Genomic DNA, 20,156 nt, shown 5'->3' on the forward strand with positions numbered 1-20,156 from the left:
CGTGCGGCGCGGCACCGGAGGCGGGCCCGTCCGTCACCGCACGGCCGCCCGGCGGTACGCCCAGGTGGCCACCGCCAGCGACACCACGCCGACGGCCGCGCACACGGCGAGGTCGCCGATCACGAACGCCCAGTCGGGCCGGTCCCCGAAGGTCCGCGCGAACGCCTCCACGCCGTACGTCGAGGGCAGCAGGTCCCGGGCGAGGCGCACCGCCTCCGGCATCCGGTCGGCCGGCAGCACCCCCAGCAGCAGCGCCGCCGACATGCCCAGCTGCCCGAGCAGGGTGGCCAGCTCCGGCCGCGGCGCGAGCAACCCGAGCGCCGCGCCCAGCCCCGCCAGCGCGGCGCCCGCGAGCGGGATCACGGCCGCGAGCACCCACAGGTGCGCCAGCGGCAGCCCGAACAGCACGCAGCCGAAGACGGCGGTCACCACGGTGCCCGGCACGGTGAACGAGGCGTACGCGCCCGCCGCGCCCAGCACCACCGCCGCCGGCGGCACCGGCAGCGTCGCATAGTGGTCGAGCCCGCCGCTGGCCCGCAGCTGCCCGAAGTACTGGGCGAGCAGGTTCAGCGCGACGAAGGCCACGACGAGCACCGCGGACCCGGCCACGACGGCCTGCGCCTCGTCGCCGCCGTCCACCACCCCGCGCATCAGGATCATGATCCCGACCGACTGGAAGGTCGCCACGAACAGCAGCGGGATCCGCGCGACCCGGGCCCGGGACAGCTGCGCCCGGTACACCGCCGCCAGCGACGGCCACAGCCGCGCCCGCGGCCCGAGCTCGGCCGGCCCGGCGGCGGCCTCCTCCACGGCCAGGGCGCGGCCCGGCAGGACATCTGCGGGTACGGCACTCACGTCGCGCTACTCCTCTTCGCTCCGGCCCCGTTCCGTACGGACACGGCGGCCGGCCCACTCAAGGCCCCTCGGTTCACACCTTCACCAGCCCCTGCTGCGCGGCGCCGCCCAGCGCCAGGTACACGTCCTCCAGGCTCGGCGTGGCCAGCGTGAAGTCGTCCAGGGCGGCGAAGGCGGCGCCGCCGGTGACGGTGGCGACGACCGTCCGGGCCTCCTCCGGCGCGAGCCGCAGGGTCCAGCGGCGGCCCGACTCGGCGGCCCGGTCGCGCAGCGCCGCGACCTCGGGGACGTGCAGCGGCGCCGTCTCGCGCCACACCAGCTCGACCCGCACCTCGCCGGCGACCTGCTCCTTGAGCCCGGCGGGCGTGTCGCAGGCGATCACCCGGCCCCGGTCGAGGACGGCGACCCGGTCCAGGACGGTCTCGGCCTCGATGACGTTGTGGGTGACGAGCAGCACGGTCGTGCCGCGCTCGGCCCGCCGCCGGTCGACGGCCGACCACACCGCGCGGCGCGCCACGGGGTCCATGCCGGTGGTCGGCTCGTCGAGGACGAGCAGCGGCCGCTCCCCCACCAGCGCGGCGGCGAAGCAGGCCAGGCGCCGCTGCCCGCCGGACAGCTTCTTCAGCGGGCGCCCGGCGATCGGCGCCAGGCCCAGCTCGTCCAGGACGGCGTCCCGCTCGGCCCGCGCCCGCCGCGCGTCCAGGCCGCGCAGCCGCCCGGTGGTCTCGGCGGCGAGGGACACGGTCAGCTCGTCGAGGGCGGTGGACTCCTGCCCGAGGTAGGCGAGGATCCGCGAGGCCCGCTCGGGGTGGCGCACGATGTCGTGCCCGAGGATCTCCACGCTGCCGGCGTCGGGCCGCATCAGCCCGGTCAGCTGCCGCACCAGGGTGGACTTGCCGGCGCCGTTCGGTCCGAGCAGCCCGAAGATCTCGCCGCGCCGGATGTCCAGCCGTACGTCGTCGGTGGCGCGCACCTCGGGCGTCGCGGGGGTGCCGCGCCGGCCGCGGACCGCGGGATAGGTCTTGGTCAGTCCGCGCACCACGCACACGACGTCGTCCCGGTGCCGGGGTGCCTGTGTCGCGCGCGTACTCACAAGGGACGAGCCTACGGGGTCGGCGCCGCCCGTCCGTGCCCGGGTCGGCCCACCGCGGCACGCCCGCCGGCGCGGATCTCACTCACCGGCGGATGCGCGCTCGGTCCCCGTGCGCTGGTCGACCTCCCGCCAGAACCCGGCCCGGATGGCGTACCGGTCGTGTTCGTCGATCTGGTCGTCCTTGTGGGCGAGCAGCCCGAAGCGGGCCGCGTAGCGCAGCAGTTCCCCGTCGATGCGGTGCGGGATGCGCGGATACATCCCGGACAGCTTCTGCAGCACGCTCTGGTCGCCGAGCCGCTCCACCCAGCGGCGGGCGAACACCTGGCCCACCTCGTACGGGTCGCCGCCGACGGTGGTGATGTCCTCCTCGCGGTCGGCCCACCGCTGCTCGGCCGTGGTGAGCTGGGCGAGCGTCGGCATCGAGGCGGCCTCGGGGGGCTCGGCGGAGGGCCGGTCGACCCAGCCCCTGTCGGAGGACCAGCGCAGGGTGGCGGTGGCGGGCACGGCCGGCTGGGGGCCGGGGGCGCGCAGGGCGGCCAGGTCCTTCGGCGTGGGGACGGTCCTGGCGGGCACGCGCTCCCCGGCGCCGTCGCGCACGGCGCCGTCCGCCGCCGGGCGCGCGGCTTCCTCGGCCGTCCGTCCGGCCGCCGCCGCGAGCGCGGACTCGGGCAGGGGCGCGGAGAGGATCGCGGCGATCTCGGGGCGGGGCGCGGGCGGCGGCGCGCACACGCCGGTGAGCTCCTTCGGGCGGACGGCCCGGGTGATCCACGTACGGTCCAGGACGCGCCGCTCGTCGGCCTCGGCGACCAGGTCCTCGGACTGGTTGTAGTCGCCGTCGGCGGCCTGGACGGCCCACAGGTGGACGGCGACGCCGTGCTCCTTGGCGGCCATCATGCCGGGCAGCAGATCGCCGTCGCCGGTGACGAGCACGATGTCGGAGCAGGCGCGGTTGCGGGCCAGTTCGGTCAGTTCGGCGTGCATCGCGGCGTCCACGCCCTTCTGCGCCCAGCGGCCGTCGCTGCGGGTGAGCGCGCCGAGCCGGACGGTGACCCGGGGCATCACGCGCAGGCGGCGGTGCTCGGGCTGGGGGACGCGGTCGGGGGCGCCGTCGAACCAGTAGATGCGCAGCAGGGGCCGGCGCGTGTCCGACTCGGCGCGTTCCCGCAGCCCTTGGACGAGAGCGGCGTGGTCCACGGTGATGCGGGACCGCGAGGGCTCCCCGGCGAGGAGACTGGCGGCGGCCCCCAGCAGATACCCGGCATCCACCAGGACGATGCAGCGGTCCACGCGATCCACCCTCTTTCCGGGAGGTTTGCTTCGGGCTTGCTTCGAGTCTGCCCGACCACGCGGGGGTTAACGGCCCGAACTCGATCTTCGGCGTGGCGTTTCGGCGCACGGCGGCCCGACGAACCCTGTCACAGAAGGTAATTGCCCGACATGCGTTCTTTATCCGCTTGTGTGAATCTGGTCCCGGCCCTGGCCCCTAGATCCCCCGCAGGAGGCAGATCACCATGGCCAAGAACAAGAGCCGTAACCGCAAGCAGCCGCAGGTCGAGCGTGCCGCGCAGGCGACCCGGCCGTCCGGGATGGAACCGCAGGACGAGCAGCGCGCCCCGCAGGTGGCGCCCGGCGACACCGTCCGCAAGCGGCAGAAGCGCTTCGGTCACAACTGACGGCGGCGCTCCGGCCGCGACGGCCGCTGCGCGCCGGCCGCGGCCCGCACCATGCCGAGGGGCGCACCCCGCCGCGGGGTGCGCCCCTCGTGCGCGTCGGGCGTCTGCGGGTCTCAGCCCGCGAGGCAGGACGGGCCCAGCAGCACCTTCAGGTCGCCGTAGAGCGCCGGGTCCGGCTTCACCCGGTGCCGGTCCAGGCGCAGCACCGTCGTCTTGCCCGGGCCCTGGAGCTTGATCCGCACCTCGCTGTCGCCCTTGTGGTGGCTGAGGATCTCGCCGAGGCGGCTGACCATGGGCGGGGTGACCTTGACCGCGGGGATGGTGAGGACGACGGGCGCGTTGCTGCCCGCGGCCGACAGGTCGGGGACCATCAGCTCCATGGCGACGAGCCGGGGCACGTCCTCGCGCTTGTCGAGGCGGCCCTTGACGAAGACCACGGCGTCCTCGACGAGTTGGGTCGACACCAGCTGGTAGGTGGCCGGGAAGAACATGCACTCGATGGAGCCGGCCAGGTCCTCGACGGTGGCGATGGCCCAGGCGTTGCCCTGCTTGGTCATCTTGCGCTGCAGGCCGGAGATGATGCCGCCGATGGTGACGACCGCGCCGTCGGCGAAGTCGCCGCCGGTGAGCTGGGAGATGCCCGCGTCGGCCTTGTCGGCCAGGATGTTCTCCAGGCCGAACAGCGGGTGGTCGGAGACGTACAGACCGAGCATCTCCCGCTCCTGGGCGAGCAGGTAGGTCTTGTCCCACTCCTCGGCGGAGAACTCCACGTCCAGGCCGAAGCCGGGCTCGTCGCCGGTCTCCTCGCCCATGCCGCCGAACAGGTCGAACTGGCCCTCGGCCTCCTTGCGCTTGACCGCGACCACGTTGTCGATCATCGGTTCGTACTGCGCCATCAGGCCCTTGCGGGTGTGGCCGAGGGAGTCGAAGGCGCCCGCCTTGATCAGCGATTCGGTGGTGCGCTTGTTGCAGACCACCGCCTCGACCTTGTCCAGGTAGTCGGGGAAGGAGGTGTACTTCCCCTTGGACTTGCGGGTCTTGATGATCGACTCGACCACGTTGGTGCCGACGTTGCGGACGGCGGACAGGCCGAAGAGGATCACGTCGTCGCCCTGCGCGGCGAAGTTCGACTCGGACTCGTTGACGTTCGGCGGCAGCACCCGGATGCCCATGCGGCGGCACTCGTTGAGGTAGACGGCCGACTTGTCCTTGTCGTCCTTGACCGAGGTCAGCAGGGCGGCCATGTACTCGGCGGGGTGGTTGGCCTTCAGGTACGCGGTCCAGTAGGAGACCAGGCCGTACGCGGCGGAGTGCGCCTTGTTGAACGCGTAGCCGGCGAAGGGGACCAGCACGTCCCACAGCGCCTGGATCGCCTCGTCGCTGTAGCCGTTCTTGCGGGCGCCGGCCTGGAAGATGACGAAGTTCTTCTCCAGCTCCTCCGGCTTCTTCTTGCCCATGACGCGGCGGAGGATGTCGGCCTCGCCGAGCGAGTACCCGGCGATGATCTGGGCGGCCTTCTGCACCTGCTCCTGGTAGACGATCAGGCCGTAGGTGACGTCCAGGACCTCCTTGAGCGGCTCCTCCAGCTCCGGGTGGATCGGGGTGATCTCCTGCTGGCCGTTCTTGCGCAGGGCGTAGTTGATGTGCGAGTTCATGCCCATCGGGCCCGGCCGGTACAGGGCCGAGACGGCGGAGATGTCCTCGAAGTTGTCGGGCTTCATCATGCGCAGCAGGGAGCGCATGGGGCCGCCGTCGAACTGGAAGACGCCCAGGGTGTCGCCGCGCTGGAGCAGCTCGAAGGTCGTGGGGTCGTCGAGCGGGAGGCTCAGGAGATCGATGTCGATCCCCTTGTTGGCCTTCACCATCTTGACGGCGTCGTCCATGATCGTGAGGTTGCGCAGGCCCAGGAAGTCCATCTTCAGCAGGCCGAGCGACTCGCAGCTCGGGTAGTCCCACTGCGTGATGGTCACGCCGTCGGTGTGCCTGACCCAGACCGGGACGTGCTCGGTGATGGTCTCGCTGGACATGATCACGCCGGCGGCGTGCACGCCCATCTGCCGCACCAGGCCCTCCACGCCGCGCGCGGTGTCGATGACCTTCTTCACGTCCGGCTCGTTCTCGTACATCGCCCTCACCTCGCCCGCCTCCGAGTAGCGGGGGTGGCTGGGGTCGGTGATGCCGGACAGCGGGATGCCCTTGCCGAGGACGTCGGCGGGCATGGCCTTGGTGATGCGGTCGCCCATCGCGTACGGGTAGCCGAGCACGCGCGCGGCGTCCTTGATCGCGTTCTTGGCCTTGATGGTGCCGTAGGTGCCGATCTGGGCGACCTTGTCGGCGCCGTACTTCTCCGTCACGTACCGGATCACCTCGGCGCGCCGGCGCTCGTCGAAGTCGATGTCGACGTCGGGCATCGAGATGCGCTCGGGGTTGAGGAACCGCTCGAAGATCAGGCCGTGCGGGATCGGGTCGAGGTCGGTGATGCCGAGGGCGTAGGCGACGATCGAGCCGGCCGCGGAGCCGCGGCCGGGGCCGACGGCGATGCCCTGGCGCTTGGCCCACATGATGAAGTCGGCGACCACGAGGAAGTAGCCCGGGAACCCCATCTGGATGATGACGTCCATCTCGTACTCGGCCTGCTTCATGCGGTCCTCGGGGATGCCGCCCGGGTAGCGGCGCTCCATGCCGCGGCGGACCTCCTCCTGGAACCAGGTGACCTCGGTGTAGCCCTCCGGGATGTCGAACTTCGGCATCAGGTCCCGCTTCTGGAACATGCCGGTGGTGTCGACCATCTCGGCGATCAGCCGGGTGTTGGCGCAGCCCTCCTGCCAGGCGTCGGAGGAGTCGATGGCGTACATCTCCTCCGTGGACTTCAGGTAGTAGCCGGTGCCGTCGAACTTGAAGCGGTCCGGGTCGGAGAGGTTCTTGCCGGTCTGGATGCACAGCAGCGCGTCGTGCGCCTGGGCCTCGTGCGCGTAGGTGTAGTGCGAGTCGTTGGTGACCAGCGGGGGGATGCCGAGCTTCTTCCCGATCTCCAGCAGGCCGTCGCGGACCCGGCGCTCGATCTCGATGCCGTGGTCCATCAGCTCCAGGAAGTAGCGGTCCTTGCCGAAGATGTCCTGGTAGTCGGCGGCGGCCTTGAGGGCCTCGTCGAAGTGGCCGAGGCGCAGCCGGGTCTGCACCTCGCCGGAGGGGCAGCCGGTGGAGGCGACGAGCCCCTCGGACCACTGGGCGATGGTCTCCTTGTCCATCCGGGGCCACTTCTGCAGCCAGCCCTCGGCGTAGGCGTCGGAGGACAGCCGGAAGAGGTTGTGCAGGCCCGTGTTGTCGATCGCCCAGATCGTCTTGTGGGTGTAGCCGCCCGAACCGGAGACGTCGTCCTTCTTCTGGTGCGGCTGGCCCCACAGGATCTTGCGCTTGTTGCGCCGCGACTCGGGGGCGACGTACGCCTCGATCCCGATGATCGGGGTGATCCCGGCCTTCTGCGCGGAGTGGAAGAAGTCGTACGCCCCGTGCAGGTTGCCGTGGTCGGACATGGCGATGTGCGTCATGCCCATCTCGTTGCAGGCGTCGAACATGTCCTTCAGCCGCGCGGCACCGTCCAGCAGCGAGTACTGGGTGTGGACGTGCAGGTGCGTGAACGGCGGCTTCGACACGTGCGGCCTCCAAGGGAAACACCGGGCGACGGGGTGCGGACGGTCTGGGGGGACAGCGTCGAAGTCTATGCCTCGGCGCCGACGCGCGCGGGCCCGACCCGCGTACCTTCGGGCGGGGGCCGCGGGCACTCCCGCGGACCGCCGCACGTTAGGCAGGGGACGGACCAGCCGTCCCCGAACGTCACGCACCAGGAGGCACCCAGCGATGCCGGTCCCGCAGCTCGACGACGAGCACCGCGGCGAGGAGATCCTCGCCGTCTTCGACACCGCCTTCGGCGAGCTCCTGGCCGCCGACCCGGCCGCGTTCCGCGTGAAGTTCCGGAAGATGGCGGCCTCGGCCTTCGCCTTCTACCGGGGCACGGCGTGCCTCTTCTACCACGACCTCGACCGGGAGGGCGCCGGGAGGACGTCCGGCGGACCGTACCTGGACGAGCGCACCTCGCGCGTGTGGATCCACGGCGACCTGCACGCGGAGAACTTCGGCACGTACATGGACGCCACCGGCCGGCTGATCTTCAACGTCAACGACTTCGACGAGGCCTACGTCGGCCCCTTCACCTGGGACCTGCAGCGCTTCGCCGCCTCCATCGCGCTGATCGGCTACGCGAAGGCGCTCGGCGACGACCAGATCACCGACCTGGTGCGGGTGTACGCGGGCGCCTACCGGGAGCGGATCCACGCCCTGGCCACCGGCGCCAAGAGCGACGAGGTGCCGCCGTTCACCCTGGACACGGCCCAGGGCCCGCTGCTGGACGCGCTGCGGGACGCCCGCTCGCTGACCCGGTTCGGGCTGCTGGAGTCGATGACGGAGATCCGCGACTTCGAGCGCCGCTTCGCCCCGGGCGGCGGCTCCGTCGAGCTGGACGCGGCCACCCGCTACAAGGTCCTCGCCGCCTTCGACGGCTATCTGGAGACGCTGCCGGAGTCCTCGCTGGCCCGCCCCGACTCCTACCGGGTGAAGGACGTCGTCGGCCGCCGCGGCATCGGCATCGGCTCGGCCGGCCTGCCGTCGTACAACATCCTCCTGGAGGGCTCCACCGACGCCCTGGAGAACGACGTCGTGATCTACCTCAAGCAGGCCCAGACCCCGGCCGTCTCCCGGCATGTGACGGACCCCGCGATCCGCGGCTACTTCCAGCACGAGGGCCACCGCACGGTGATCTCCCAGCGCGCCCTGCAGGCGCACGCCGACCCGTGGCTGGGCTGGACCGAGCTGGACGGCGCGGGCCAGCTGGTCGCCGAGATCTCGCCGTACGCGGTGGACCTCGACTGGGGCGACATCGACGACCCGGCCGAGATCGCCCAGGTCGTCGCCGACCTCGGCCGGGCCACGGCGACGATGCACTCGGCGGCGGACGACCAGTCCGGGGAGTCCCTGGTGCCGTTCTCCACGGAGCGGGCCATCGACGCGGCGATCGCCGCCGACGAGGAGGGCTTCGCCCCGCTGCTGGTCGACTTCGCGCACGACTACGGCGCACGCGCGCGGGCCGACCACCAGATCTTCGTGGACCTGTTCCGCAACGGACGGATCCCGGGACTGTGACGGAAGGATCTCTCACAGCGATCCTTTAGGGTTCTCTTACCGGCTCGCGTGACAGACTCTCCTCTCGCTATGGACATATCCGGGACCCAGCTCAGAGCCGTACGCGCGGCGCTGTTCACGGCACTCGTCGTGACGCTCAGCACCGCGTCGCACGTGCTGCTGTCCCGGGTCCCGCTGCCGCTGAACACGGTGGCCGCGATCGCCGCCGCCGTGTTCGTCCTCGCGTACGCCCTGGCGGGCCGCGAGCGGGGCTTCGGGCGGATCGCCGCGCTGCTGATCCCGCTGGAGCTGGCCGCCGACACGGTCTTCACCACCGGCCAGCACCTCTGCTACGGCCGGGCGGGCGGCCCGGTCGCGGGCCCGCTGCGCTCGGTCGGCTTCGACGTGCTGTGCGGCGACGGCACCAGCGTGGGCGCCCCGCTGGCCCGGGTGACCGGCGCCCCCACCGGCGGCGACCGGCTCGCCGCCCTGCTCGCCCACGCCGAGCCGGGCACCGCCTGGCTGCTGCTCGGCGCACACGTCGGCGTCGGCCTCCTCGCCGCCGCCTGGCTGCGCCGCGGCGAGCGGGCACTGGCCCAGCTGCTGCGGGCGGTGGCCGTGACCACGTTCCGGCCGCTGCTGCTGGCGGCCGCGGCGGTGACGGTGGGCCGGCCGCCGCGCGCGGGCCGCCCGCCGCGCCCCGGCCACCGCCCGGCCGTCACCCGCGGCCGGATCCTCGCGTACTCCCTGGGACGGCGCGGACCGCCGTGCCCGGCCGGCGCCGTCTGACCCGGCGCCACCGAAGCACCCGCAGTCCCCCCGACCCATCCCGCACACGACGTGTGCGCGTCCCCATGGAGACACCACCATGAGCAAGCGGAACAGCCAGGCGGCGAAGACGGCGGCCCGTGAGCGGCTGCGCGCCGAGCGCGAGCGCGAGGCCAAGCGCGCCAAGGTCAAGCGCCAGATCGTCGTCGCCTGCTCCCTCGTCGGCGTCCTGGCGATAGCCGGCGGCATCGGCTACTGGGTCGTCCAGGCCAACAAGCCCGGCCACTGGGAAGCGGCCCAGGACGCCAAGCTCGTCAAGCCGGCCAACACCACCGGCGAGAACGGCACGACCGTCGTCATCGGCGAGTCGAGCGCCAAGAAGACCCTGGAGCTGTACGAGGACCCGCGCTGCCCGGTCTGCGCCCAGTTCGAGCAGGCCGTCGGCGAGACCGTCGAGAAGGACGTCGAGGACGGCAAGTACAAGGTCCAGTACGTCGGTGCCACGTTCATCGACGACAGCACCAACGGCGAGGGCTCCAAGAACGCCCTCAGCGCCCTGGGCGCCGCGCTGGACGTCGGCCCAGAGGCGTTCCTGCAGTACAAGTCCGCGCTGTACTCGGCGAAGTGGCACCCGCAGGAGTCCGACGACAAGTTCAAGGACGACTCCTACCTGATCGAGGTGGCGGACACCGTCGACGCGCTGAAGGGCAACAAGGAGTTCCAGGACGCCGTGAAGAACGGCACCTACGACCGGTGGGCGCTGGAGATGTCGGAGAAGTTCGACGACAGCGGCGTGACGGGCACCCCGACCCTGAAGATGGACGGCAAGGCGCTCACCACCTCCGCGGGCAGCCCCCCGATGACGGCGGAGGAGTTCACCACGGTCGTCGACGCGGCGCTCAAGGGCTGACCCGCCCCGTCACCGGTCCGCCGGCCGGCCGCCGGGGAAAGAGCGGGCGAACTTTTGCCGGTTCGCCCGCTCTCGCGCGTACCGATCAGTAACCTGATCGGCCGTGACCAGTCGACACAGATCATCCGAGACCGTCCACGAGGCATCCGAACACGCCCGCGGGACGGGCTCGTCCGCCCCGCGCCGCCGTACGGTCGTCAAGGCCGCGGCCGCCACCGCCGCGCTGACCGGCCCGCTCGCCGCCACGGTGCCCGCCCGCGCGGCCACCGTCCCCGTCTTCCTGCACGGCGTCGCCTCCGGGGACCCGCTGCCCGACGGCGTCCTGCTGTGGACCCGGGTGACGCCCGTGCCCGAGGCGATACCCGGCTCCGGCCTCGGCCCGGACACCGAGGTCGGCTGGGTCGTCGCCCGGGACCGGGCGCTGACCGACGTCGTCGCCGCGGGCTCCGTCACCGCGACCGCCGCCTGCGACCACACCGTGAAGGCCGACGTCCGCGGCCTGGAACCGGCCACCGACTACTGGTTCCGCTTCACCGCCGGAGGCGTCGCCTCCCCCACCGGCCGCACCCGCACCGCCCCGGCGGCGGACGCGGCCGTGCCCAACCTCCGCTTCGGCGTGGTCTCCTGCGCCAACTGGGAGGCCGGCCACTTCGCCGCCTACCGCCATCTCGCGGCCCGCGGCGACCTGGACGCCTGGCTGCACCTGGGCGACTACATCTACGAGTACGGCACCGGCGAGTACGGCACGCGCGGCACGGTCGTGCGCCCCCACGCGCCCGCCCACGAGATCCTCACCCTCGCCGACTACCGCGTCCGGCACGCCCGTTACAAGACCGACCCCGATCTGCAGGCGCTGCACGCGGCGGCCCCGGTCGTCGCCGTCTGGGACGACCACGAGATCGCCAACGACGCCTGGTCGGGCGGCGCGGAGAACCACACCGAGGGCGCGGAGGGCGCCTGGTCCGCCCGCCAGGCCGCGGCCAAGCAGGCCTACTTCGAGTGGATGCCGGTGCGCCCGGCGCTCGCGGGCACCACCTACCGCCGGCTGCGCTTCGGCAGGCTCGCCGACCTCTCCCTGCTGGACCTGCGCTCCTTCCGCTCCCAGCAGGTCTCCCTCGGCGACGGCGGGGTCGACGACCCGGACCGCACCCTCACCGGCCGCGCCCAACTGGACTGGCTGAAGGCCGGACTGGCCTCCTCCGACACCACCTGGCGGCTGGTCGGCAACTCGGTGATGATCGCGCCGTTCGCGATCGGCTCGCTCTCCGCCGATCTGCTCAAGCCGCTCGCCGAGCTGCTCGGGCTGCCCAAGGAGGGCCTCGCCCTCAACACCGACCAGTGGGACGGCTACACCGACGACCGCCGCGAGCTGCTGGCCCACCTGCGCGCCCACGCCGTCCGCAACACGGTCTTCCTGACCGGCGACATCCACATGGCGTGGGCCAACGACGTGCCGGTGAACGCCGGGACGTACCCGCTGTCCGCCTCGGCCGCCACGGAGTTCGTCGTCACCTCGGTCACCTCCGACAACCTCGACGACCTCGTCGGGACGTCCGAGGGCGCGGTCTCCGCGGTCGCCGCGCCGGTGATCCGCGCCGCCAACCGGCACGTCCACTGGGTCGACACCGACCGCCACGGCTACGGCGTCCTGGACGTCACCGCCGAGCGCGCGCAGATGGACTTCTACGTCCTGTCCGACCGCACCCGGCGCGACGCCGCCGCGACGTGGGTCCGCTCGTACCGCACGCGCAGCGGCACGCAGCGGGTCGAGCGGAGCTACGACCCCGTGTGATCCCGCTCCGGGGACTCCTCCGCGGGCTCCGGCGGCTCCTCCAGGGAGGCGAGGAAGCCGAGCGCCACCCGCCAGGTGGCCTCGGCGGCCTCCGCGTCGTAGTCCGGCAGGCCGGGGTCGGTGTACAGGTGGCCGGCCCCGGCGTACCGGTGGACCTCGACGTCGGCGCCGGTGCGGCCCATCTGCAGGTACCAGGCGCTCAGCCAGTCGTCCGTCTCGAACGGGTCCGGCTCGGCGACGTGCAGCTGCACCGGCAGGCCGTCCGCCCGCGCGTTGGGCGCGATGTCCGACGTGCCGTGCAGCAGCAGCAGTCCGCGCGCCCTGTCGTCGCCGAGGGCGAGGGTCTGCGCGACGGAGGCGCCGAGCGAGAACCCGGCGTACACCAGCCCCCGCCCGGAATAGGGGGCGGCGGCGAGAACGGCCCGCTTCAGCAGTTCCTCCCTGCCGATCCCGTCCTGGTGGGCCATGCCCTCCTCGACCGTGTCGAACGTGCGCCCCTCGAAGAGGTCCGGCGTCCACACCTGGTGACCGGCGTCACGCAGCCGGTCCGCGGCCTGGCGCACCGCGGGCCTGAGGCCGTAGGTCGAGTGAAAGAGCATGATGTTCATGAGGCCATGGTGCCAGGCGGGTGTGACGAGGCAGGACCGTGGCACTACCCGCGATCGCCGCGAAGTCACATGTTCATGCCCTCCCGGGGCCGGTTAGGTTCGCAGGCATGGAGAACCTGCTACGACCGCTGATCGTGGTCGGCGGCTCGGTCGTGCTCACACTGGCGCTCGGCTGGGCCGCCGACCTGCTGCTGCGCAAGGCGGACGAACGGCACCACGAGACCCCGCTGTGGGGTCTGCTGCGCCGTGGCCGCATCCCCTTCCAGCTCGTCCTGTGCGCGGCCCTGCTGAGGGGGGCGTACGACGAGGCGCAGCTGCTGGCGGACCACCGGGTCGCCGTCGGCCGGACGCTGACCCTGGTGCTGATCGGGGCGGCCGCCTGGCTGGTGATCCGCATCGCGGCCGCCGTCGTGGAGACGTCCTTCACCCGCTACGCGCACGCCCGCGCCCACCGCGACCCGGCCCGGGTCCGCCGGGTGCGCACCCAGGTGACGCTGATCAGGCGGGTGGTCTCCGCGATCGTCGGGGTGGTGGCCGTGGCGGCGATGCTGCTGACCTTCCCGACGTTCCGCGCGGCGGGCGCCTCGCTGCTGGCCTCGGCCGGCATCCTCGGCGTCGTCGCCGGTGTCGCCGCCCAGTCCACGCTCGGCAACATGTTCGCCGGGCTGCAGATCGCCTTCGGGGACATGGTGCGCATCGGGGACACCGTGGTGGTGGAGGGCGAGTGGGGCACCGTCGAGGAGATAACGCTGACGTTCCTGACCGTGCGCACCTGGGACGAGCGGCGGATCACGATGCCGGTGTCGTACTTCACGTCGAAGCCGTTCGAGAACTGGTCGCGCGGCACCCCGCAGATGACCGGCATCGTCTACTGGCACCTCGACCACACGGCCCCGCTGGACGCGATGCGCGACAAGCTCCGGGACATCCTGCGCGAGTGCCCGGCCTGGGACGGCCGCGCCTACGGTCTGGACGTCACCGACACCACCCCGAGCACCCTGCAGGTGCGGGGCCTGGTGACGGCGAAGGACGCCGACGACCTGTGGACGATCCGGGTCACGGTCCGCGAGCGGATGATCCGCTGGCTGGCCGAGGAGCACCCCTACGCCCTGCCCCGGGTCAACACGGCGGACGCGGTGCCGCCGCCGGGGCACGGCGGGCGCCGCCCGTCCCCGGACGGGGTGCCCGCCCAGCGCCGCTACCACGGACGGCCGGAGCGCTGAGCGCCCGGCGCCGAGGCGTCCCTCAGTGGCCGCGCTCGGCGCCGCCGTTGACCTGGATGATCTGCGAGGTGATGTGCCCGGCGGCCGGGGAGGCCAGCCAGTGCAGGGTCGCGGCGACGTCCCCGGGCCGCCCGGCCCGGCCCGTCGAGGTCTCGGCGACCAGCCGCGCCCGCCGCTCCTCGTCCATCGCGTCGCCGAAGAACTCGGTGTCCTCGACGTAGCCGGGCGCGACCACGTTCACGGTGACACCGCGCGGCCCCAGCTCCCGGGCCAGGGCGTGGGCGTACGGGTGCAGCGCCGCCTTGGCCGCCGCGTACGCCCCTTTGCCGGAGCCCCGGTAGGCGGCGATGGAGCCGAGGAACAGCACCCGCCCGCCGGGGTCGGCGAGCCGGTCCTTCAGGGCCTCGGTGAGCAGGACCGCGGTGAGGGTGTTGAGGCGGAAGTTGAGGGTCCAGTCGTGCAGCACGGCGTCGAGCGGATCGTCGCCGTCCGCCTCCGCCTCCGGCTCCCGGTACCCGGCGCCTCCGGCGCTGTGGATCAGGACGTCCACGGTGCCCAGCTCCGCGGCCACGAACCGCTCCACCGCGCGCACGCCGCGCGGGTCGCCGAGGTCCGCCGCGCAGGTGAGCGCGCCGAGCACCCCGGCCCGCTCCAGCACCTCGGCCCGCCGCCCGAGCAGCAGCACCCGGTCCCCGTCCGCCGCGAAGGCCCGGGCCGCGGCGAGCCCGATCCCCGTGCCTCCACCGCTGATCACGACGTTGCGAGTCATGACCGGAGCCTATAAGGAAGGCGGGGCGAACGAGTGGATCACCGCAGACTGCGCACGTCGAGATGGCGCAGCACCCGGTCCACGATCTCCGGGTCGGCCCCGGGTTCGCTGCGCGCGGCCAGCACCTCGTGCCGCGCGGCGCTCAGCATCTCCTGGTGGATCCGCCGGATCCGCCTCAGCCGCCGCACCCGCTGCTGGTGCGCCTCCCGCCGCTCCTCGTCCGCCAGGTCGGGACTGATCCGCGCGCCGATCTCGAAGGCCCGCCGCAGCATCTGCTCGGACAGCTCCTCCGGCAGTTCCTCCGCCGACTCGATCTCCCGGAGCCGGCCGCGGGCCGCCCTGGCCGCCCGCACGGCGAGTTCCTTCTCGAACTCCTTCTCCCGCTCGGTGTCGGCCCGCACCCCGAGCCGCTTCACCAGCCAGGGCAGCGTCAGCCCCTGCACCACCAGCGTCGCCAGGATCACGCCGAACGCGATGAACACCATCTCGTTCCGGCCGGGGAAGGGCGCCCCGTCCCCGGTCGTCAGCGGAATCGCCAGCGCCAGCGCCACCGAGGCCACGCCGCGCATCCCCGACCACCACATGACGACGGTCTCCCGCCAGCTCACCGGGATGTCCTCGTCGTGGTCCCGGCGGGCGTGCAGCCGCTTGGTCAGCCAGGTCGCCGGCAGCAGCCACAGCAGCCGGACGAGGACGACCACGCCCACCACCGCCGCCGACCAGCCGAGCAACTCGCCCCACCGCCCGGAGGCGGTGCGCAGCGCGTTGTGCAGCTCCAGCCCGATCAGCCCGAACGCCACCCCGGTGACGAGCGTGTCGACGACGCTCCAGAAGGTGTGCCCGGCCAGGCGGGTCATCACGTCGTCGGGGTCGGTGCCGTACTCGGCGAGGAACAGCGCGGTGGTGAGCACGGCGAGCACACCGGAGCCGTGCAGTTCCTCGGCCATGACGTAGGAGGCGTACGGCACCAGCAGCGTCAGCCCGATCTGCAGGGTCGCGTCCTCCAGCAGGTCCAGCAGGCGGTTGGCGCCCCAGCCCAGCGCGAGCCCCACCGCGACGGCGACGACGGCGGACAGCACCAGGTCCAGCCCGGCCCGCCACGGCGAGAAGGACCCGCTGACCGCGGCGGCGATCGCCACGTGGTACAGCACGATGGCCGTCACGTCGTTGAAGAGGCCCTCGCCCTCCAGGATGGACACCAGCCGGCGGGGCAGCCCGAGCCGCCCGGCGACGGCGGTCGCGGCGACCGGGTCCGGCGGCGCGATCAGCGCGCCGAGCGCGAACGCGGCGGCGAGCGGCAGCCCCGGCACGATCGCGTGGGCCACCACGGCCACGCACGTCATGGTGACGAACACCAGCGCCACCGCCAGCAGGAAGATCGGCCGCTTGTTGGCCGCGAACTGCCGCCAGGAGGTCCGCCGCACCGCGGCGTACAGCAGCGGCGGCAGCAGCAGGGGCAGGATCAGGTCCGGCGGGACGTCGACGTTCGGCACGAAGCCGGGCAGGGCCAGGGCGATCCCGAGCAGGGTCATCAGCACCGGCGCCGGCAGCCCGAGCCGGTCTCCGACGGGGACGCTCACCAGTGCCCCGAGCAGCAGCAGGAACAACAGGGCCAGCTGGTCCACGGTCGGCGCTCCGGTGGCTCTCGGCGATCACAGGGCAGACTTCAAGCCTGCCACGTCACCGCCCTCACCAGCCCCGTCGTCCCCTCGGGCTACAGGGTGCGCCGCATCGCCCGGTGGGGTATCCCCGCGTCGGGGAACTCGGGCCCGTACGCCTCGTACCCGAGCCGCTCGTAGAAGCCCAGGGCGTGCGTCTGCGCGTGCAGGTCGACCGCGGTGAGGCCCCGCGCGCGGGCGGCGTCCTCGACGGCCCGCACCAGGGCGGCGCCGACGCCCAGCCCGCGGGCGGCCTTCGTCACGGCCAGCCGCCCCAGCGACCCCACGGACGCGTCGCCGCCGGTCCTGGCGGCGGGCGCCGCGCCGTGCAGCAGCCGCCCGGTGCCGAGCGGCAGCCCGTCCTCCCGGACCGCCAGGACGTGCACGGCCCCGGCGTCGTACGCGTCGTACTCGATGTCCTCCGGGACGCCCTGCTCGGCGACGAAGACCTCCTTGCGCACGGCGAAGCACGCCTCGCGGTCGGCGGGGTCCTCCGCGATCCGCACCACGTACGACGGGACGCTCACGCGTAGGTCTCCTCACGGACCTGGTCCAGAGCCTGCTGCAGGTCCTGCGGGTAGTCGCAGGCGAACTCCGCCCACTCGCCGGTGCCGGGGTGCTCGAAGCCGAGCCGCACGGCGTGCAGCCACTGCCGGGTCAGGCCGAGGCGCTTGGCGAGGGTCGGGTCGGCGCCGTAGGTCAGGTCGCCGACGCAGGGGTGGCGGTGGGCGGCCATGTGGACGCGGATCTGGTGGGTGCGGCCGGTCTCCAGCTTCACGTCGAGCAGGGAGGCCGCGCGGAACGCCTCGATCAGGTCGTAGTGCGTGACGGAGGGCTTGCCGTCGGCGGTGACCGCCCACTTGTAGTCGTGGTTGGGGTGCCGGCCGATGGGCGCGTCGATGGTGCCGCTGGTCGGGTCGGGGTGGCCCTGGACGAGCGTGTGGTAGCGCTTGTCGACGGTGCGCTCCTTGAACTGGCGCTTGAGCGAGGTGTACGCGTACTCCGACTTGGCCACCACCATCAGCCCGGACGTGCCGACGTCGAGGCGGTGGACGATGCCCTGGCGCTCGGCGGCGCCGGAGGTGGAGATGCGGTACCCGGCGGCGGCGAGCCCGCCGATCACCGTCGGCCCGGTCCAGCCCGGCGACGGGTGGGCGGCGACGCCGACCGGCTTGACGATCACGACCACGTCGTCGTCGTCGTGCACGATCTCCATGCCCTCGACCGGCTCGGCGACCACCTGCACCGGCGCGGGCGCCTGCGGCATCTCGACCTCCAGCCAGGCCCCGCCGCGCACCCGCTCCGACTTGCCGACCACCGAGCCGTCGACCGTGACCTTCCCCGTCGCCGCCAGCTCGGCGGCCTTGGTGCGGGAGAAGCCGAACATGCGGGAGATGGCGGCGTCGACACGCTCGCCCTCCAGGCCGTCGGGCACGGGCAGGGTGCGGATCTCGGGAATCGTGCTCACCCGTCGAGTATGCCGGACGGGTCCGGCGGTCCCGTACGCGCGCCCGCGCCGGGCGCGATCGTGAGCGGCGGCCGGGGCGGCCCCGTACCCGCCCCGCGGGCAGCTCCCGCGGGCCCGGCGGCCTCAGTCCTTGTGGACGGTCCCGTCCGGGTCGAGCCCCTTGAACGACAGCAGCACGATCAGGATGCCGCCGCACACGATCGCCGAGTCGGCGAGGTTGAACACCGCGAAGTGCTTGGGCGCGATGAAGTCGACGACCGCGCCCTGGAAGACGCCCGGCGACCGGAAGATCCGGTCGGTGAGGTTGCCGAGCGCGCCGCCGAGCAGCAGCCCGAGCGCGACCGCCCAGGGCAGGCTGTAGAGCTTGCGCGCGAGCCGGGCGATCACCACGATCACGGCCGCCGCGATCACCGTGAAGATCACGGTGAAGGCCTCGCCGAAGCCGAAGGCCGCGCCCGCGTTGCGGATCGCCTCGAACCGCAGCCAGTCCCCGACGATCTCGATGGGCGGGTGGTGCTCCAGCTTGGCGACCACGATCATCTTGCTGATCAGGTCGAGGGCGTACGCGACGGCGGCGACCGCGAACAGCACGGCGATGCGCCGCTTCCCCCGGGGCCGCCCGGCCGCGCCGGCCGCCGGCCCGTCCGCACCGGCCGCCTGCTCGTCCACGCCGGCCGGCGCCCCGGCCGTCCCGTCGGCGCCGGGGGCGCCGGCCGGGGTCCGTGCCGTCTCGGCGCCGGGCCGCTCACCCGACGCGTGTCCGCCGGGCCGCTGCTCCGCCCGCGCCGCGTCCGGGGTGTCGTCCGGCGTACCGATGATGCGCTCCGCCTCTGCCACGTGAGTCCCTCAACCTAGGTGCCTGACTGAGGACGAGGGTACGGCACGCCTTCCACGGCGCACCTGCTCAGGAGGCGCGCGGAGGGCCGGTCAGTACCGGCGCTCCTGCTTCTGCTTGCACTCGACGCACAGGGTGGCCCGCGGGAAGGCCTGCATCCGGGCCTTGCCGATGGGGTTGCCGCAGTTCTCGCACAGGCCGTAGGTGCCCGCGTCGAGGCGTTCCAGGGCACGCTCGGTCTGGGTGAGCATCTCGCGCGCGTTGGCGGCGAGCGCCAGCTCGTGCTCCCGCGTGATGTTCTTGGTGCCGGTGTCCGCCTGGTCGTCGCCCGCGCCGTCCCCGGAATCCCGCATCAGACCGGCGAGCGACCGCTCCGACGAGGTGATCTCCGCGCGCAGCCGGGCCTCCTCGGACTGCAGCTCGGTGCGGGCCTCCTCGACCTCTTCCGGGGTCCAGGGGTCCTCACCGGGGCGCACCGCCAGTTCACCCGGCTCCGCCGCGGCGAACCGTGCCTTCGGAACGGCGGTCTTCGCCGCCGTGGCCGTGCCAGGAGTCTTCTTCCCAACCACTGTCGTGGCTCCCGTCTGCTCCGCGGTCTGCGCCGCGTCCACCTTCTTGACCGTGCTCTTCCTGCCCGCGGCGGCCCCGGCGGTACTCTTCCCGACCGCGCGTTTCCCGGTGCCGCCCCCGCCGGCACCGCCCTCCTCGGCCGCCTTCCCCGGCGTCCCCCGGGCGGCCGTCGCCCCGGGGGGCGCCCCGGTGGCCGTCTCCCCGGAGGCCGTCTCGCGCACCGCCGCCGCCTTCGAGGCGGTCCTCCTCTCCGCCGCCCCCTTCTCCGCCGTTCCCTCCCCCGCCGCATCCGTCCCGGCCGCCCCCGCCCGCGCGCTCTTCCTCCCCGCCCCGCCTCCGGCCGCGTCCGCGTCCGCGGAAGCACGTGTGCCCCCGGAGGCGTCCGCGGACCTGCCCGCCGACTGCTGTACGGCGGTCTTCTTCGCCACCATGGCCGCGGCCCCTTCACATATTGTGATCTTGCTCGCGAATCGTGCTGGGACGATAAATCGACTTGAGTCCCGCGGCAACGGGGCAAACCGAACGATCCGCACGCCCCGCGGATGCCGCGCGGCGAACCTGCATCCGTTGTGCCCAGCTCCCCGCCGGGTATGCCGCCGAGCCGCGCGTCCCGGGATGCGGGCAGGCATACCGCGCCATTCGGGTCACGTCAGGCGATACGGCGCCCCGCGCCCCGGGCAGCCGGAAACCGGTCGGCCGCCGCCCGCGCAGCGCCGTACACTGGGCGGAGCGAAAAGCGTGGATGGGGACGAGTAGCGG

The 20,156-nt window shown here is 73.1% G+C and carries 17 protein-coding genes; 6 read left to right on the forward strand and 11 right to left on the reverse strand.

All coding sequences use genetic code 11. The annotated features are described in order from the left end of the window. Positions 1 to 33: 33 nt before the first annotated feature. The 3 genes from ABD363_RS08035 to ABD363_RS08045 form a co-directional block, all read right to left on the reverse strand. Positions 34 to 855, reverse strand: a complete 822-nt coding sequence (locus ABD363_RS08035) for an ABC transporter permease (RefSeq protein WP_344601092.1) — start codon at positions 853 to 855, stop codon at positions 34 to 36. A gap of 73 nt (positions 856 to 928) precedes the next feature. Next, a complete protein-coding gene (locus ABD363_RS08040; RefSeq protein ID WP_344601160.1) occupies positions 929 to 1,903 on the reverse strand; it encodes an ABC transporter ATP-binding protein in 975 nt (324 codons plus the stop codon). Positions 1,904 to 2,026: 123 nt separating this feature from the next. Then, positions 2,027 to 3,235 carry an NYN domain-containing protein gene (locus tag ABD363_RS08045; protein WP_344601094.1) on the reverse strand — a complete coding sequence of 403 codons (1,209 nt, stop codon included), beginning with the start codon at positions 3,233 to 3,235 and terminating at the stop codon, positions 2,027 to 2,029. Positions 3,236 to 3,459: 224 nt separating this feature from the next. On the opposite strand from ABD363_RS08045, the gene ABD363_RS08050 reads away from it, so the two are divergent. Then, positions 3,460 to 3,621: a hypothetical protein gene (locus ABD363_RS08050; protein WP_344601096.1), complete on the forward strand. Its 162-nt coding sequence runs from the start codon at positions 3,460 to 3,462 to the stop codon at positions 3,619 to 3,621. 113 nt (positions 3,622 to 3,734) lie between these two features. Here the strand turns inward: ABD363_RS08050 and dnaE are convergent, their stop codons facing one another. Continuing rightward, positions 3,735 to 7,274: a DNA polymerase III subunit alpha gene (dnaE, locus tag ABD363_RS08055; protein WP_344601098.1), complete on the reverse strand. Its 3,540-nt coding sequence runs from the start codon at positions 7,272 to 7,274 to the stop codon at positions 3,735 to 3,737. 205 nt (positions 7,275 to 7,479) lie between these two features. Here dnaE and ABD363_RS08060 point away from each other — a divergent pair, with 205 nt between their 5' ends. The 4 genes from ABD363_RS08060 (at position 7,480) to ABD363_RS08075 (ending at position 12,266) form a co-directional block, all read left to right on the forward strand. Beyond that, positions 7,480 to 8,817 (forward strand): DUF2252 domain-containing protein, encoded by a 1,338-nt coding sequence (locus ABD363_RS08060; RefSeq protein ID WP_344601100.1) that lies wholly within the window; start codon positions 7,480 to 7,482, stop codon positions 8,815 to 8,817. Positions 8,818 to 8,886: 69 nt separating this feature from the next. Further along, positions 8,887 to 9,585, forward strand: coding sequence for a hypothetical protein (locus ABD363_RS08065; protein ID WP_344601102.1), 699 nt, complete (start codon positions 8,887 to 8,889; stop codon positions 9,583 to 9,585). Positions 9,586 to 9,664: 79 nt separating this feature from the next. Next, positions 9,665 to 10,474, forward strand: coding sequence for a DsbA family protein (locus tag ABD363_RS08070; protein WP_344601104.1), 810 nt, complete (start codon positions 9,665 to 9,667; stop codon positions 10,472 to 10,474). 103 nt (positions 10,475 to 10,577) lie between these two features. Beyond that, positions 10,578 to 12,266 carry an alkaline phosphatase D family protein gene (locus ABD363_RS08075; RefSeq protein ID WP_344601106.1) on the forward strand — a complete coding sequence of 563 codons (1,689 nt, stop codon included), beginning with the start codon at positions 10,578 to 10,580 and terminating at the stop codon, positions 12,264 to 12,266. Here the strand turns inward: ABD363_RS08075 and ABD363_RS08080 are convergent. Further along, complete coding sequence (locus ABD363_RS08080) at positions 12,251 to 12,919, reverse strand: dienelactone hydrolase family protein (RefSeq protein ID WP_344601107.1); 669 nt, start codon at positions 12,917 to 12,919, stop codon at positions 12,251 to 12,253. The two genes, ABD363_RS08075 and ABD363_RS08080, sit on opposite strands and share 16 nt — an antisense overlap. A gap of 62 nt (positions 12,920 to 12,981) precedes the next feature. On the opposite strand from ABD363_RS08080, the gene ABD363_RS08085 reads away from it, so the two are divergent. Beyond that, on the forward strand, positions 12,982 to 14,097 hold the full coding sequence (locus ABD363_RS08085; RefSeq protein ID WP_344601109.1) for a mechanosensitive ion channel family protein: 1,116 nt from the start codon (positions 12,982 to 12,984) through the stop codon (positions 14,095 to 14,097). Between the two features lie 22 nt (positions 14,098 to 14,119). On the opposite strand, the gene ABD363_RS08090 is transcribed toward ABD363_RS08085, so the two are convergent. The 6 genes from ABD363_RS08090 to ABD363_RS08115 form a co-directional block, all read right to left on the reverse strand. Beyond that, positions 14,120 to 14,866: an SDR family NAD(P)-dependent oxidoreductase gene (locus ABD363_RS08090; protein ID WP_344601112.1), complete on the reverse strand. Its 747-nt coding sequence runs from the start codon at positions 14,864 to 14,866 to the stop codon at positions 14,120 to 14,122. 38 nt (positions 14,867 to 14,904) lie between these two features. Then, the gene (locus tag ABD363_RS08095) at positions 14,905 to 16,491 is read right to left on the reverse strand and encodes a Na+/H+ antiporter (protein WP_344601114.1); all 1,587 of its coding nucleotides are present in this window, start codon (positions 16,489 to 16,491) and stop codon (positions 14,905 to 14,907) included. 89 nt (positions 16,492 to 16,580) lie between these two features. Next, complete coding sequence (locus ABD363_RS08100) at positions 16,581 to 17,051, reverse strand: GNAT family N-acetyltransferase (protein ID WP_344601116.1); 471 nt, start codon at positions 17,049 to 17,051, stop codon at positions 16,581 to 16,583. After that, positions 17,048 to 17,992: an RluA family pseudouridine synthase gene (locus ABD363_RS08105; protein WP_344601118.1), complete on the reverse strand. Its 945-nt coding sequence runs from the start codon at positions 17,990 to 17,992 to the stop codon at positions 17,048 to 17,050. Before ABD363_RS08105 ends, ABD363_RS08100 begins: the two co-directional genes overlap by 4 nt. A gap of 123 nt (positions 17,993 to 18,115) precedes the next feature. After that, positions 18,116 to 18,829 carry a signal peptidase II gene (gene lspA / locus ABD363_RS08110; protein WP_344601120.1) on the reverse strand — a complete coding sequence of 238 codons (714 nt, stop codon included), beginning with the start codon at positions 18,827 to 18,829 and terminating at the stop codon, positions 18,116 to 18,118. Positions 18,830 to 18,919: 90 nt separating this feature from the next. Further along, a complete protein-coding gene (locus ABD363_RS08115) occupies positions 18,920 to 19,828 on the reverse strand; it encodes a TraR/DksA family transcriptional regulator (protein ID WP_344601122.1) in 909 nt (302 codons plus the stop codon). Positions 19,829 to 20,156 lie beyond the last annotated feature (328 nt).

Source organism: Streptomyces glaucus, assembly GCF_039533365.1.
Taxonomy (GTDB): domain Bacteria; phylum Actinomycetota; class Actinomycetes; order Streptomycetales; family Streptomycetaceae; genus Streptomyces; species Streptomyces glaucus.

Bases quoted from the DNA above. Each gene is read 5' to 3' on its own strand.
- ABD363_RS08050 (WP_344601096.1), top strand. From the start codon at position 3,460: ATGGCCAAGAACAAGAGCCGTAACCGCAAGCAGCCGCAGGTCGAGCGT.
- ABD363_RS08065 (WP_344601102.1), top strand. From the start codon at position 8,887: ATGGACATATCCGGGACCCAGCTCAGAGCCGTACGCGCGGCGCTGTTC.
- ABD363_RS08085 (WP_344601109.1), top strand. From the start codon at position 12,982: ATGGAGAACCTGCTACGACCGCTGATCGTGGTCGGCGGCTCGGTCGTG.
- ABD363_RS08090 (WP_344601112.1), bottom strand. From the start codon at position 14,866: ATGACTCGCAACGTCGTGATCAGCGGTGGAGGCACGGGGATCGGGCTC.
- ABD363_RS08115 (WP_344601122.1), bottom strand. From the start codon at position 19,828: ATGGTGGCGAAGAAGACCGCCGTACAGCAGTCGGCGGGCAGGTCCGCG.
- ABD363_RS08060 (WP_344601100.1), top strand. From the start codon at position 7,480: ATGCCGGTCCCGCAGCTCGACGACGAGCACCGCGGCGAGGAGATCCTC.
- ABD363_RS08070 (WP_344601104.1), top strand. From the start codon at position 9,665: ATGAGCAAGCGGAACAGCCAGGCGGCGAAGACGGCGGCCCGTGAGCGG.